This window comes from Edwardsiella sp. A.80236, assembly GCF_044540725.1.
Classification (GTDB): domain Bacteria; phylum Pseudomonadota; class Gammaproteobacteria; order Enterobacterales; family Enterobacteriaceae; genus Edwardsiella; species Edwardsiella tarda.
Genome location: NZ_JBIUCY010000005.1, coordinates 60415 through 75357, shown reverse-complemented (window position 1 = coordinate 75357; position 14943 = coordinate 60415). Strand labels below are relative to the sequence as shown.

The window sequence follows — 14943 nt, the reverse complement described above, 5'->3', positions numbered from 1 at the left end:
AAGAGGGTTTTCATGACTAAAACAATTGATGCTAGTCCAACAAAAGAATTTTTCATCGATATGCTTACAAGAGATATCGCGTTAGACAGGTCCTTATTGGACTTGATAGATAATAGCGTTGATGCGGCGCGAGAAAATAACATTGAGAACGCTTGGATAAAAATATATTATAAAGATGGTAACTTTGTTATTCATGATAACTGTGGTGGAATGGATATATATTCTGCACAGAATTACGCGTTCAGATTCGGTCGTCCAAAAAATAATCCAGCCACGCCAAATTCGGTAGGTCAATTTGGCGTGGGGATGAAACGTACCTTGTTTAAATTAGGAAAAAAATTCAAGGTATACTCTAAAAAGAAAGGTGAAGCATTTTCTATAGATATAGATGTTGATAAATGGAAAGTAGATGATAAAGATTGGACATTTAACATCGAATTTAATGATGCAATTGAGGTCAATGATGGCGAAACGAAGATAATTGTATCTGACATTTACCCTGATATTTCTGAACAACTTAGTTTGCAAACCTTTATCAATTCATTAAGCCAAGAAATATCATCTGCTCATTTCATGAGTATAAACTCAGGTCTAAATGTATATATTAATGATGGAAAGGTATCAAATTATCACTTAACTTTACTACATTCCGAGGAGTTAGGTGTTTACAGTAAGGAATTTAATATTGACAATGTCTCTGTAAAAATAACAGCAGGGATATCTGAAAGAAAATTGGAGGCTGGTGGATGGTATATAGTCTGTAATGGCCGTTTAGTTGAAAGTGCGAACCAAAACCGAATAACTGGTTGGCAACTTGATGGTATACCTAAGTACCATCCTGATTATGCTTTTTTTAGAGGGGTCGTCGAGTTTAATTGTGAGGATTCAAGTAAATTACCTTGGACAACTACAAAAACTGGAGTAGATAGAGATAACTCGATCTATAGAGTTGCATTGAATAATATGAAAATAGCAATGAGACCCATTATTTCTTTTTTGCGTGAACGTGCGAAAGAAGATATGCAGTTTAAAAATGGATTGCTTGATTCTAAACCATTAAATGAATCAATTGGGCATGCAACTCATGTTCAATTAAATGTTATCGAAGCGTCAGATGTTTTTGAAAGACCTCCTGCAGCTGAAAGAAAAGATATGCCAGAAGTGGCGACAATTCAATATACCGTATTAGCTTCTGATATTGAAAAAGCGAAACTATCGCTAAATGTTTCGACAAATAAAGAAGTTGGTGAAGAGACATTCAATTACTATATGAGTTACGAGTGTAAAAATGGCTAATACTGGAAGAAAAATCGATTATCGCATAAGGCCAGCGAAAAATATTGAAAGAAAAATGATAAGGGATGTATTATTACGTTTGTCTCCCTTTGGTATTTTTTCTGATTATCAATATATAGGCTTTGGTTCAAAGTACTTTACCGACTTTATCATTATGCATAAATATCTTGGTATTGATGATATGATTAGTATTGAAGGCGATGTAAATAATAGAAGAAGATACAGATTTAATAAGCCTTTTGAATGTATAGATGTTAAATTTGGCCACTCTAATGAGGTTTTACCAACATTAAATTTATCTAGAAAACTAATTCTCTGGTTAGATTATGACTATCTATTTGATAATACAATGCTTAGTGATTTGGCTACAGTAACGGAACAATGTCCATCTGGTACGGTTATCTTCCTTAGCTATAATTCTGAGTCGTATAAATTAAATGATTTAAAAAAAGAATATCCAGACCTAGATTCAGGCCATTACCGTAGAAAATTCGAATCGGCAATTGGTAGTGAGTTTATCCCTGTAGGCTTTGATGAAAGAGGGTGGTCTGATAGGAAAAAATACTCAAAATTCCTCAGAGAATGTATTCTATCTCAACTTGATAAAATCCTAACGAATAGGAATATTGATTTGGATATAGCGGAAAAACTTATTGCTCATCAAATATGCTTTTTTGACTATTCTGATGGTGCCCCTATGTCGACACTTGGTATAATGATAACTAAGCAAAATGAAAGTGAATTATTTTCCTCATGTAAGTTGAATAGTTTATATTTTTATAGTTCGACTGAAGACTCTTACGAAATAAATGTCCCCAACCTCACGAGCAAAGAGGTCAGATATTTAATGGAAAAAATGCCAAAAGGGGAAAATTTCGATGTGGATTTTCGTATTTTTGCAGAAAAAGATGTCAATGATTTTCAGGCTAATTATAAGTATTATCCATCTTTCATGGAGATAGACCCCTTATGATAAATGTTGAATGATATCAATCTTGGAAGTTAAACTAAATCACGCAACCTTGTTATACTTGTTTTTTTGGGGGCGTGATTAGTTATTTTATTTGATATGATCTTGGTTTATTTTAATCCAAAAGACTTATATCTTTCCAATAATAATGTTTTTAGAAGTATTTATTTCATCCAGTATTAAATTTGTGAGCCTATCAACTTCATCATCAATTTTTTCTATTGACTCTAAAAGGATTTTATAAGCATGAATTTGATGGGGGCCAGTGCTTTCCTCAAAATTAATAACTAAAGTCCTTAATTTTACAAATTCGTTTTTATAATTATCAATTAAATTGTTGGCTTTATTAGAACCTATTGATCGCAAAATATTTGAAGCCATTTTTTGTTCAGAAAATGACAGATGGGCTTTTTCTGATGAGACAGCCTCGGTTTTATAGAAGTTTTTTTCTAAAGGTTTACTTGATGGATCACTAAGTCTACTATATTTTATTTTTTTATGGGAGATGTAAAGGCCCACGGCATCAGAGAAGTTACAGAAATTCTCAAATGCTTTGTATAACAAATCCACCTCCTTTTCGTGTATTTTACTTTTCGCTGTTTGTTTTGGAGTCTTGATAAATATATAACAACTTAATATAACTAAAAATAAAGATATTAGCAAATTACCTGCTGGCACGATATAATCGATAAGGCTTTTTTCAGTGATTATCTCTGCTAGGGTTTTCAATTGTTCGTAAGATAAAGTCATAATTTACTCAGTTTACAATTAGATATGATTGGTGAATGATTCTCAAAGAGAAAAAATCAACCCTATAAGATTCTTATGATTTCTAAGCGAAGCTATGCCATCTTCAACATGTGCAGCCCAAGCTTTATTAAACATTTTCTGATCCATTTGAGGATAGAGCATTTTTAGAATCAGCTCAGTTGCCTGAAGAGTCTCACCTAGCCACGTGATTTTATCTAATACTAGAGAGCCATCCAGTTTTTTATTATCCTGCTCTGGGGAAAAGCGATACTCACTCTCCACAGAGCGGAAGAATGCCAGTCTAGCCGTGACATTGGGTGTTATCCCAGTATATCCTTTTAGTTTTTTAAGCTGGTCTTCAGTCTGACGACTAAGCATCATTCGATTTGGGAGCATCAGATTGCCTCCTTGGTTAGTTCCCAGAAATAACCGGGTTTTAGTGCAGATGATTTGGTATGTGCATTAAACACTATCTCATAAGCATGAGAAATATCATCACGCAGTCGATCGACGAAATAGCGCTCGTCCACTTCAGTATCGGTGGATAGCAGCACTACCTGATGGCTGGCCTCCGGGAAATAATGATTAATCAACTTATCCCGATGCTGAGAATCCAGACGTCCTAACGGCGTATCAATAATCACCGGGAAATCACGCCCGGAGGTTTTTGCCAGCGCTTCAAGAATAGCAATTGCATAAATCTGCTTTTCACCCGCAGAAAGCAGCTTACGATTAATCACCGACCCCTTTTCATCCACCAGTTCAACATCAAATGTCTGTGGATTTATGTGCGCATTAAGCTGTAAATCCTCTTTACGAGCCAGCTTGTGGTAGGCAATTTCAAAGTTAGCAGATAATTTTTTCACTCGCGCCTGCGTTAGTACATCGCTGTAATAATCGAGAAGGTTAATGGTCTCCTGTGCATTTTTAAATGCGCTGCTCAAACCATGTTGGCTACGGATGATGTCGTGTGCTTTCTGTACCTGACGAACACAGTCCAGTTGCTGCTGTTTCGTCCGTTTAGCCTCTTCCAGAAGAGAGCGGTATTTTTGCCGCTGTTTTTCACGCTTATGATCGAGATCGCGTAATGCTGCAAAGAGATCCATTAACTGCTCGTCTTCCGGGGCGCGGGCAATATTGGCAGCAGCCTGTTCTAGTTGTTGTTCAATCTCAGCTAACTGAGTACGGTATAGATCGAAGCGCTGCCATGCCTTTTTGCTGTCTTGTTCAATTGATTGCTGGAGGACACCCGATTCACGCTCAGAGATATCAAAGAGCAAATCGCCTTTAGGTTTAGTTGCCATATACTCTTTCAAATTGTCAGTAATCGCTTCGGTGGCAATTTTACTTATGGTACTGGAACGTAATGCAATATCATTTTTAAGTTTGGTTAAAAACTGACCCAACTCTTTTTCAAAACTCTGAGTTTGCTTAATCTGGGCTTCATCATTAATTTTCCCCAGCAACTGGGCTAACGTTTTCGGAGCTAGCGCATAAGGTAGCGATCCATCACACTCTTGTCGAAGTGCTTTTTCCAGACGATCCTTATCTTTCAGCAAAGTATCAACTTTCTGTTTTTCTTGCGCTTTAGTCTGGGCAAATGCGCCGCCCTGTGCATTTAGTAAACCTTCATAATGGATAATATCTTTAGACAAAAACTCAATCCGAGTTTTAGTAAAATCGGCTTTTTCCAACAGCTCTTCAGTTTGGCAGCCTAATGCTTTACTTTGTTTTTCAAGTTCTGAGATCTGCTCTTGTTGAGAACTTGCTAACTGACTGGATTGCTGACGCTTAACGAAAATTATTAAGTCATTGCGTAGTTTTGATATTAGATCTAAACCTAATAAACGACGTACGGCAGTGCGTAGAATATTGCCAGATTCATCTTCTGCCAGTTCCGAAATTTTCTCACCGTCAAAAAAGAATAGATCGGCAATGCCGTGCGGGATTAATTCATTAAGAAACCCTTGGCACTGATCGTAATCCAACTCACTAAGCGGTTGCCCATCCTGTTGCAGAGAGAGTCGGTCTTTCTTTCCCTTTTTCCATGTTCGTGTAACGGTAAATTCCGCTTCATGGCCGCCCTTATTGTAGGTGAAGGTTAATTCAACAGCTGCCTTTTCAGGTTGCTCACTATAGTTCGCGCCGTTGTGAATTAACGAGCTAAGCTGTTCAATATATTCCTGTTGCTGAGTTGCAAGGCCAAATGCCAGCCGACCATACAACGCCAGACGGATCGCCGACAGAATCGACGTTTTTCCCGCCCCGTTTAAACCACCAAACAGCACAATAGGACGAGGATTCACTTCGTGCGGACGCTTTCTCGGCGCCAGATCAATGGTGTGAGTACCGTTAAATACCCGAAAATTATGTAATACCAGTTGTTTAATGAGCACGTTCGTTTTCCTCCTCAACAAAAACAGAGGATTCGCTGGAATCGACAATTCTACGCTGTAAAACCTGAAGTTCAGCTTCCAGCCTAGTGACTTCTTCCTGATGAATATCCCGGTCGTTACGTTTTTGTAGCGTTGCCTGTTGCTGCTGTATCTCCTCTAGACTGCCCCAGTCCTGTTTTAGAATGGTACCGAGCTTGTCAAAAATCCCCTGACGGCGGCTTAGTCCTTCCATTGACACTTCCAATTCAATCAGCTTCATGACCATCTCGGGTGCAACATCAAATCCCTGAGCTATCTGCACCAACAAATCTGCATCGCTGGCGTCAAAGCGTGATTGATCATCAACTACCCAGTCCAGATCCCGCTGATATACGTCACGGTAAATACCGGGTAATGTGTCATACCAGTCTGGCTCATTAGGATCTTTCAACCACTCCTGACGGATAGCGTGCAGCTCCGGCTGGGTAATTAACGTAATCGTATGGCCCTGGGCATTTAAATCGCGCTCAATCTCCAGCAGCTCTTTCAGCCACTGCTGGCGATACTTAAGCCAGTAGGGGCCAGGAACATGCTTACGCTCGGCACTAATTTCCTCGCCATCTTTGGCATACTGATAACTGACCTTGCCGGTACGACGCTTGTAGTTTCGAAACGTGTCTTTATTTGCTGGATCGGTGGTGAACGCGAGCAGATCGCGGAATTTCAGTAGCGGAGACATCCACTCTTCACCATTCTGGATCAGGCTCTCCATCGCTTTATCTTTGGTGACTACGGTACAGGTCCAGCAGCCAAAGCGAGAGTTACCACAAGAAGGAGTGCTTTCATCGATCACCAGTGGACATTCACCTTGTGCGGAAGAGTCCATATAGAGAGTCCAGAGCGGGCGGTTATTACCGCCCCACGGGGTTTCCCATTCATCAATATCATCCTGAGCATAGCGAAACGCACCGCGCAGAAGTTTCCAGACATCTTCCACATCCCAAGTATCAATCGGGGTATAGATAAAGGCATTTGCCAGTGTGGTGTGTCGGGCCAGACGTGAGCCGTCAATTTTGTGTTTTGCGATGACCTGTGCACGGGAAGCGCTTTCACTGCTGCGTGAACCCAAAACCACAATTACCTCATCAAACTGACTGACCTTTTCTTTAATAAAGTTGCTGACCGGATTGATTTTCATACGCTCGGTACACCAGCGGAAACTGCGGGTGGGAGCAGGATAGCCTTTCCCCAGAAGATTCACCCAGAACGTTTCATTGGTTTTAGGTGTCACAGCGTGCTGAGTGATTGGCAGGTTATTACGTTTTGCACCTGCTTCAATCTGCAACATTGTTTTCTTTATCAAATCCACAACCACCGGCGTTTCCACCAGTGTATCGGATGACACCACAAACACATCTTTGCTGCGCATTTCAGGGGGGAGACCGAGCAAGGCCAGATACACCAGCGTGATCACGGCGGAAGAATCTTTACCACCACTGTAGCCAATCACCCACGGACGCTTATCCGCACAATAAATTCTTTGTACTTCGGCTACATACTCGGCCAGAGGACGTCCGGCGAACAGCTCCTGATTAATAAAATCTTCGTATTCGGCCAGATCAAAGGCCTGAACTAATTTACTCATGAGACAACCATTTGAGCTTCAAGCTCCTGTTCTTCAGGAGTGAGAGGAATTGAGAGTGCGTTTTTTAGCGCATTGCAGGTGAGCTGGATCGCTGTATTGGTTTTACTCAGCTTGCCGTGCTGCATCGCACGTTTGATCAGATCTGGATTATTTCTGCGCCAGTTAAAGGCCTTGAGTGCAGCAATTTTATCTTGCCACTGCTCTGGGTAATCGGTTAGCAGTGTATATCCCAGTTGCCCGAGCGCCTGCAAACCAATACCGTGAGCGTGAATATAGTCTTGCCGCAGTTGAACCGGTGAAACTTCTTTTTTTGCGGCTAACTGCCAGTCCGGCATTACATGATAAATAGCTTGCCAGTAACGGGTTGCTACCTGGGTACACTCTTCAAAATTACCCTCTTTAGGATCTTTTCCTAGCAGTGCACGGGTAGCTTGTTTGATGCTGCTTAACGTGAATAATTTATTTGACCGTTGACTGATACCGGATTTTTCTAGCTCGGTCATTCCGACAAACGGCTCTACGGACATTGCCAGATAACGCGCCAGATTCGAACTGGCATCTCGATGATCATACAGGGATGCCAGTGACGGGCTAGGACGAATAGCGTATTTATTCAGATCGGCAAACATCTGTTGGCTGCGTTTTAACCCTTCATCGACAAAAAATAGCACAGGAATATTATCCTGCCCTAACTCTGGGCGTGCCTCTAAAGCATCTTCAATCGCTTTACGACGATGCTGACCGTCATTGATCAGAATTTGTGCATCCATCGGTACGCATAACGTTCCTAGATTGTTTGTCCCTGGAAACTCATCAAACTGGACGTCAACAGCGATGGATGCTGTAAGCGCAGAAAACACGTAATCTTTTGGGTTTTCAAGAAGATAACGCACCATTTCGGGGATGCGTGATTTATTCAGCGTGCGCTGTGCGCGTAGCTCAGGAGGGACATCATTTTCATCAAAGCTGAATATTTTTGGTATGATGCGCATCGGGCATGTAGCGATGTAGAAAGGTCGACCCGCCTGGATGCCACGTATAGCTGGAAAAGAGTAGCAGTAATCTGCATCAACACTAGCCATACTTAAAATTCCGTCCAAAAGATTGATTGAAGTCATTTACGTGATATTTTACGTAATTATCTGGTTGATTCACAGTCTTTTTACGTTTTACGTGAAATTTTGCGTACTGATGCACCGTTTGTAAGTCGAATTTACTTGCTTGTATTGCAAGAGTTAAGTGATTATCACTAGATTGTATGTTCGAGGCTCCATCACTTTTGGCTGGATGACGGGGTGATTCAGACGTGGTATGAGTCTGCGACACTGTAGTGGATCGGTAATTCAGGATACCTCGAAATCCTGTTTGGATGGACCCCACCCCAATAGACGATCCTACCCTATAGTTTTTTGGGTCAGCCCAAACGTGGCCTCACAGGCTTCGCTGGACATTTACCATTTTCTGACGCGTGAGGTGGGGCGGAATTTCTCCCGTTTATTTCGGTGGTGGAGTATGACGCACGGGGTGGTGATGCAGGGTGGGTAATCGTCAGCTCTTTGATCACACGCTGGCGGTCTGGCGGGGCGAACGCCCGGCGTTGTGCCCGCTGCAGCCCACCTATGGATACGGGCGGGTGGTTGAGCAGAGCGGTGATGTTTACAGTTGCGATCACTATGTAGAGGCAGAGCATCGGCGGGTAAGCTGCTACAGCAGGCCTCCTGCAAAGCTGATTGTAGCTAAAGTACGACGACGGTTCGGCCAGCAGAAAGCGCAGTGATCGGATGATTGCCATCGTTACCCGTGGCGCTTGGCCTGGCAGGGGGGACCGAAGCATCGGGTCAACGATCGATGGAGTCATCTTTGTGCCGGGTATCGCATGATCGTCAGCCATATGGATCCGTATATGACCTATATGGCGCTGCAGATTCATTTACCGCAATCTCCGGGCAGGGAGATGACGGTGGCGGACACTAATATTTTACTCTGTTCCCGGAAGGTCACTATTCGTACTAAATAACTCATAATAAAATACGTATATATACTATCAACTATTCCATGTAATGTATTATATCAGCCAAGCTTGGCTGATAACGACGCAGGCAGGAATACCGGAAAGTGAGCGTATTGCCTGGCAGCAGCAATCCTCTGCGGGGCTGTTTATCCAAAATCTGATTTATTTAAAAAAGTTCATTAACTTTCCCTCAGCGGATCTTCTCTAAAACTGCATTAAGATCCAGCGATAACTGGCGGGCGATATGGACAAATTCAATGATATCCAGTCGGCGTTCGCCACTCTCTATCTTTGATACAAATGATTGTGGTTTTCCCAGCTCTTGCGCGAGCTGGGCTTGGGTGATCTTCAGCTCGATCCTTCTAGCTTTCAGCGTTTTTATAATTGATTGATATTCATATGAATAAATTGATGACATAGTCAATATCCGATCTCTATCCCAAAATCGAATATCGTTCATTTACATAATTATCCCAAAGTGGGATATTCTCGATTCTGTAGACGGCTATGTGTCATTAGCGAGTAACGATATTAATCAAATAATAAAAGAAAAGCATATGTGATTTCATGGAAGGATAAACTCATATGATTATTGAGACGATCGAACGTGAGGCGGGGCGGTTAAGCGCTAACCGCTATTTGCGCGCATTGCGGGATGGCATTGTACTGTGTATGCCGTTGATTATCATTGGCTCGCTGTTTCTCATTATTGGCAACTTCCCGGTAGACAGTTGGATCGCGTTATTAAAGGAGCAGGGGGTATCCCCCTGGTTGGATAAAATCGTCGATGGCTCTTTTGGTATCATCGGTCTGATTGCCTCTTTTGGCATCGCGTATCATCTCACCGCCTCATGGCAGGAGGATGGTGTCGCCTCCGGTGTGATCTCGCTCTCCTGTTATTTGATCCTCACCCCCTATTTATCTACGTTGATGGAGAGTGGCGGGGCGGCAAGTTATCCCCTGAACTATATGGGAAGTAAGGGGATATTTGCGGCGATAGTGATCAGCATGGTGACAGCCAGAGTCTTCCATTTTTTTATACAACGAAACATCGTTATCCGAATGCCAGAGGGGGTTCCACCGGCGGTCAATCGCTCGTTTATCTCGTTGATCCCAGGGGCGGTGATGATCTTACTGGCGGGTGGGGTGCAGTTTGTGCTGGTTAAGGCGAACCTAGGGAATATTCATGAGGTATTGGCCACCGTGCTGCATGCTCCCTTGAGTTTTCTGGGGGGAACCCTGGTGGGAACCTTGATTGCCATCGTACTCAACTCACTCTTTTGGTTAATTGGCATTCATCCTGGCGGCACGATCAATGCCGTGATGGCGCCTATCTGGCTGATCAATACCGATCAAAACCGGATCGCGCTGGCGAATGGGCTGGAGTTGCCCAACATCATTACTCAGCCGTTTATGGATAATTTTGTCTGGATGGGCGGCGGGGGAGCGACGATAGGCCTGGTGATATGCCTCCTATTCTTCTCGCGCAGTCGGCAGAGTAGAACATTAGGTTCCCTCGCCATGCTGCCGGGGATCTTTAACATCAACGAGCCGCTTATCTTTGGTTTGCCGATTGTGCTTAATCTGAAAATGGCGATCCCCTTTCTATTATCTCCCGTGGTAATTGCGGTGGTGACGTATCTCAGCATGTTATATGGCTGGGTCGAGAAACCCATCGGGGTGACGATGCCATGGACCATGCCTCCCTTGGTGAGTGGTTATTTCGCTACAGGGGGGCACATGAGCGGTGCCGTGATTCAGTTGGTCGGGATTATTCTATCAACCGTAATCTATTATCCATTTTTTATTTTTGTAGATAGACAACAATATCAGAGTGAAAGTGAGAAGGAAGCAGATTATGAATAAGCGGCTATTAAACTGTTTTGCTAGCGATTTCTTGCAGATGTCTCCTACGGAGTTGAAGTCGGCTATCCGTGCCAGTGAGGGGCGTACATTGCTTTCCGAGAATATCGCCACACGTTTCCCCGTCGGTCATGATATCACCAATAGTGAAGTGGCCAGAGCATTCGGTGCTGATTTAATTCTCTTAAATAAACTCGATCTCTTTAATCCCGAGATTGCCGGGTTAACTTCGAGTGAGCGTGCCCCGATTGCACAGCTGAAGCATCTGGTGGGGCGGCCTATCGGTGTTAACCTCGAACCCGTCGATACGGCGGCCAAGATGGCCGAGGAGAGAGTCATCATCTCCTCTGGTCGGCAGGCGACGCGTGAGACCTTATGCAAGGCTAACGAGATGGGGTTTGATTTTATCTGTTTGACGGGCAATCCGGGTGCCGGGGTGAGTAATCATGCCATCATCGAGTCTATTGCTGTGGCGAAGGAATGTTATCACGGTTTAATTATTGCCGGGAAAATGCACGGAGCCGGTGTCGATGAGGAGGTGGTCAATCTGGCGGTGATTAATGCCTTTATCGATCAGGGGGCGGATATCATTCTGTTGCCTGCCGTGGGTACCGTACCCGGTATCTCCATGGCGATGATCGCGGAAGCCGTTAAGGTGATCAGGCAACGCGGGGCGTTGAGTCTCTCTGCTATTGGTACGAGCCAAGAGAGCGCCGATGTTTCCACCATTAGAGATATTGTCCTAATGAATAAAATAGCCGGTGTTGATATACAGCATATCGGTGATGCGGGTTATTGCGGGATGGCGCCTTACCTCAATATCTTAGAGGCATCGCGGGTGTTGCGTGGCGATCGGCATACGATCCATATGATTGCCGCTTCCGTGAATCGCTAGGGTAAGCATAAACCATGACGGTTTAACTCGCCTGGCGAAGTGCGTGTTGCCGTTAAGCATACGGAGGATCTCCGTGAAAAACATTCTACTGTGTTGTGCGTCTGGGATGTCGACCAGCCTACTGGTGCAAAAAATGAAACAGGCGGTGGCAAAGCGCGGGGTTGATATTGCGATTCGCGCCGTGCCGATTGCCGCCTTTGCGGAAAATATGGCCGATGCCGATATTATTTTGCTTGGCCCTCAGGTGCGTTACCAGCAAGCGCATGTACAGGCCATCGCGCAGCCGCAAGGTAAACGCGTAGCGGTCATCGACATGCGAGATTATGGCTTGATGGATGGGGATGCCGTACTCACGATGGCGTTAACGCTGCTGGAGAAATAAGCATGGATAAGGCTGAAAGCATAATTATGGAGCTGTTGGTTAACGCCGGTACGGCGCGCAGTCTGTTGCTGGCGGCGCTCCAGCGCGCGCGTGAGGGGAATAGGCATGAAGCCGAGCACGCGTTGGCGGAGGCCCAGCGGTATATTCAATGCGCACATGCGATGCAGACCGAACTGATCGCGCGGGATGAGGGCAGCGGTCAACTCCCCGTTAACCTGATCACCGTGCATGCACAGGATCATCTGATGGATGCCATGATGTTACAGGATTTAGCGGCGCATCTGCTGGAGCTCTACACCCGCCAGCCGGTGATACCACCGCATCCGTCACCGCCATCGGGTTAAGGCCGCCCCCGCGGATTAACCGCTAAAGTGCGATTGGGGCGTGACTGTCGGCAAAACGATGGCGCTCAGACGCTGGGGCGGGTTAGCTTGAGGGCCGTTGCTATCTAGCGGAGGAAACGATGGATCATAAGCCTGCCCTGATCTTCGATGTCAACGAGACGCTGTTGGATCTCGATCATCTCGCGCCACTGTTTAACCGTCTATTCGGCTCGCCCCACGTGCTGCGTGAGTGGTTCGCTCAGTTGGTGCTGTATGCACAATCCCTAACCTTGAATCACCACTCGCTGCCCTTTGGCGTCTTAGGCGGCGAGGTGTTAAAGATGGTCGCCGCGACGCACGGTAAGACGCTTCCGGCGGGGGCGTCGCATGATTTGCAGCGTGCCATCGCCACCTTGCCCGTCTGGCCGGAGGTGCCGCAGGCATTGGCGCGGCTGAAGGCCGCGGGATTCTCCCTGTATACGCTGACCAACAACAGCGCGGAAGTGTTGCACGCGCAGCTCGATGCGGCCGCGATCGCCCACCACTTTACGGCGTGTTTCAGCGTCGATGAACTCGCCGCCGCCTTTAAGCCCGCGCCCGCGGTGTATCGCGCCGTCGAGCAGCGACTCGGCTTGGCGGGGAGCGCGTTGTGTCTGGTGGCCTGCCATCATTGGGACATTCTGGGCGCCCGTAGCGCGGGCTGGCAGGGGGCGATGCTGCTGCGGGCCGGTAATGCACCGCTCGGCGTCGGCCCGCAGCCACAGTTTGTCGCCCATGATTTGGCGCAGTTAGCGGATCAGCTAATTAGCCACGTTGCCACACCAACGTCAGAGGGCGGTGCGGGGGCCAGATAGGCACAATAAAAGATGCCTCACCCGGCCACTCCAGCGCTATCGCCAGCTGCCATGCGCCGAGGCAACAGCCAATCCGTATGCCGGGAGGTAATGCGATCCAACCGAGCCGCCCGGGACTGTAGTGGCACACTGAATTTGGCCACCTGCGTTGAGGTGCTATGCTCACCTCAAAATTTTACAGGTGAACTAATGAGCAAAGTATTTACTGCTGAATTTAAACTTGAAGCGGCAAAGCTGGTCCTCGACCAGCACTACACCCTCAGCGAAGCGGCTAAGGCGATGAACGTCAGTCTTTCTGCCATCAACCGTTGGGTAAAATCGTTACGTATGGAGCGCCAGGGGAAAATGCCACCGGGGTTACCTTTAACTCCAGAACTGGCTGAGCTCAGGGAAATGAGAAAACGTATACAGCGCCTTGAAATGGAAAACGAAATCCTAAAAAAGGCTACAGCGCTCTTGATGTCGGACTCTCTCAACAGTTCTCGGTAATAGACAGTCTGAGGGCGCACTACCCGGTAGCCTCATTGTGCCGACTGTTCGGTGTTCACCGAAGCAGCTACCGTTATACACGTAAAAGCAGCACTGAGCCTGATGCTGACCGTGCCGTTAAACGTAGTCTGGTCAGTGAAGTCTGGAACGCCAGTGGGGGCTCCGCCGGTGCCAGAAGCATCGCCACGATGGTCACTACGAAGGGTGTAAAACTCGGCCGATGGCTGGCCGGGCGGCTGATGAAGGAACTGGGTATCACCAGTTGCCAGATACCGGGGCATAAATACAAACGAGGGGGCAATGAGCATGTTGAAATCCCGAATCTTCTTGCCCGGCAGTTTACCGCCACAGAGCCAGATCAGGCCTGGTGTGGCGATGTGACCTACATCTGGACGGGCAAACGATGGGCTTATCTGGCCGTAGTGCTGGATCTGTTCGCCCGCAAACCGGTGGGCTGGTCGCTATCGTATTCACCAGACTCAGACCTCACCATAAAAGCACTTCAGATGGCATGGGAGTTACGAGGACGGCCATCAGACGTGATGTTCCACAGTGATCAAGGGAGCCATTATAGCAGCAGTAAATACCGGCAGATGTTGTGGCGCTACCGGATCACACAGAGCATGAGTCGGCGGGGAAACTGCTGGGATAACAGTCCGATGGAGCGGTTCTTCCGAAGTCTGAAGAGTGAATGGGTACCGACAACGGGCTACGAAAGCTTCGGTGAAGCACGGTCATCCATAGTCCGGTATATCACGGGGTACTACAGTGCTCTCAGGCCTCACTGGTATAACGGCGGCTTAACCCCAAATGAATCAGAGCGACTGTTCCACGAACAGTCAGGTCGTGTGGCCAAAATTAGTTGACCACTACAAAATTCATCCGGGTGATAATTTGATCGGGCGTTTCTCCCTGCGTCAGCGCTTCCACCACCTGTTGCAGGGGAAGAGGCAGCGTTTGTGCAGGCCACGTCACTTCAACGCTGACGAGTTGGCGGTGTGTCCGGGGTATCATCGGTCAGTTTCTCCGTGGTTTCGCTGTCGTTCAGCCATAAAATAGGGTCATTTTTTGCCGTTACAACGTTCTCCGG

Annotated in this window: 14 protein-coding genes; 8 read left to right on the top strand and 6 right to left on the bottom strand. The window is 46.1% G+C overall.

Annotated features, from left to right (window positions below):
* The first annotated feature begins 12 nt into the window (after positions 1–12).
* Both ACEQFP_RS06390 and ACEQFP_RS06385 read left to right on the top strand, forming a co-directional pair.
* Positions 13–1296: an ATP-binding protein gene (locus tag ACEQFP_RS06390; RefSeq protein WP_370547186.1), complete on the top strand. Its 1284-nt coding sequence runs from the start codon at positions 13–15 to the stop codon at positions 1294–1296.
* Complete coding sequence (locus ACEQFP_RS06385; protein ID WP_223035442.1) at positions 1289–2269, top strand: O-methyltransferase; 981 nt, start codon at positions 1289–1291, stop codon at positions 2267–2269. Before ACEQFP_RS06390 ends, ACEQFP_RS06385 begins: the two co-directional genes overlap by 8 nt.
* A gap of 126 nt (positions 2270–2395) precedes the next feature.
* Here ACEQFP_RS06385 and ACEQFP_RS06380 read toward each other — a convergent pair whose 3' ends face one another.
* From ACEQFP_RS06380 to ACEQFP_RS06355, 6 genes are all read right to left on the bottom strand, one after another.
* A complete protein-coding gene (locus ACEQFP_RS06380; RefSeq protein WP_223035441.1) occupies positions 2396–3016 on the bottom strand; it encodes a hypothetical protein in 621 nt (206 codons plus the stop codon).
* A 42-nt stretch (positions 3017–3058) separates the two neighbouring features.
* The gene (gene dndE, locus ACEQFP_RS06375; protein ID WP_223035440.1) at positions 3059–3412 is read right to left on the bottom strand and encodes a DNA sulfur modification protein DndE; all 354 of its coding nucleotides are present in this window, start codon (positions 3410–3412) and stop codon (positions 3059–3061) included.
* Positions 3412–5412, bottom strand: coding sequence for a DNA sulfur modification protein DndD (gene dndD, locus ACEQFP_RS06370; RefSeq protein ID WP_370547187.1), 2001 nt, complete (start codon positions 5410–5412; stop codon positions 3412–3414). The genes dndE and dndD overlap by 1 nt, the downstream gene beginning before the upstream one ends.
* Positions 5402–7036 (bottom strand): DNA phosphorothioation system sulfurtransferase DndC, encoded by a 1635-nt coding sequence (gene dndC, locus ACEQFP_RS06365; protein WP_109728486.1) that lies wholly within the window; start codon positions 7034–7036, stop codon positions 5402–5404. The genes dndD and dndC overlap by 11 nt, the downstream gene beginning before the upstream one ends.
* On the bottom strand, positions 7033–8118 hold the full coding sequence (dndB, locus tag ACEQFP_RS06360) for a DNA sulfur modification protein DndB (RefSeq protein WP_370547188.1): 1086 nt from the start codon (positions 8116–8118) through the stop codon (positions 7033–7035). Before dndB ends, dndC begins: the two co-directional genes overlap by 4 nt.
* Positions 8119–9237: 1119 nt before the next feature.
* Positions 9238–9507, bottom strand: coding sequence for a helix-turn-helix domain-containing protein (locus ACEQFP_RS06355; protein WP_098142850.1), 270 nt, complete (start codon positions 9505–9507; stop codon positions 9238–9240).
* Between the two features lie 125 nt (positions 9508–9632).
* On the opposite strand from ACEQFP_RS06355, the gene celB reads away from it, so the two are divergent.
* The 6 genes from celB (at position 9633) to ACEQFP_RS06325 (ending at position 14719) form a co-directional block, all read left to right on the top strand.
* Positions 9633–10913, top strand: a complete 1281-nt coding sequence (gene celB / locus ACEQFP_RS06350) for a PTS cellobiose transporter subunit IIC (protein WP_396464035.1) — start codon at positions 9633–9635, stop codon at positions 10911–10913.
* Positions 10906–11805 (top strand): PEP phosphonomutase, encoded by a 900-nt coding sequence (locus tag ACEQFP_RS06345; protein ID WP_068872168.1) that lies wholly within the window; start codon positions 10906–10908, stop codon positions 11803–11805. Before celB ends, ACEQFP_RS06345 begins: the two co-directional genes overlap by 8 nt.
* 73 nt (positions 11806–11878) lie before the next feature.
* The gene (locus ACEQFP_RS06340; protein ID WP_005296233.1) at positions 11879–12187 is read left to right on the top strand and encodes a PTS sugar transporter subunit IIB; all 309 of its coding nucleotides are present in this window, start codon (positions 11879–11881) and stop codon (positions 12185–12187) included.
* Between the two features lie 2 nt (positions 12188–12189).
* Positions 12190–12531: a PTS lactose/cellobiose transporter subunit IIA gene (locus ACEQFP_RS06335; protein ID WP_370547190.1), complete on the top strand. Its 342-nt coding sequence runs from the start codon at positions 12190–12192 to the stop codon at positions 12529–12531.
* Positions 12532–12650: 119 nt separating this feature from the next.
* Positions 12651–13364: a haloacid dehalogenase type II gene (locus ACEQFP_RS06330; RefSeq protein WP_370547191.1), complete on the top strand. Its 714-nt coding sequence runs from the start codon at positions 12651–12653 to the stop codon at positions 13362–13364.
* 189 nt (positions 13365–13553) lie between these two features.
* Positions 13554–14719 (top strand): IS3 family transposase gene (locus ACEQFP_RS06325; protein WP_370547192.1). Its coding sequence is split into 2 segments (ribosomal slippage): positions 13554–13809 and positions 13809–14719, totalling 1167 coding nucleotides; the frame shifts between segments, so codons are not numbered across the junction.
* Positions 14720–14943 lie beyond the last annotated feature (224 nt).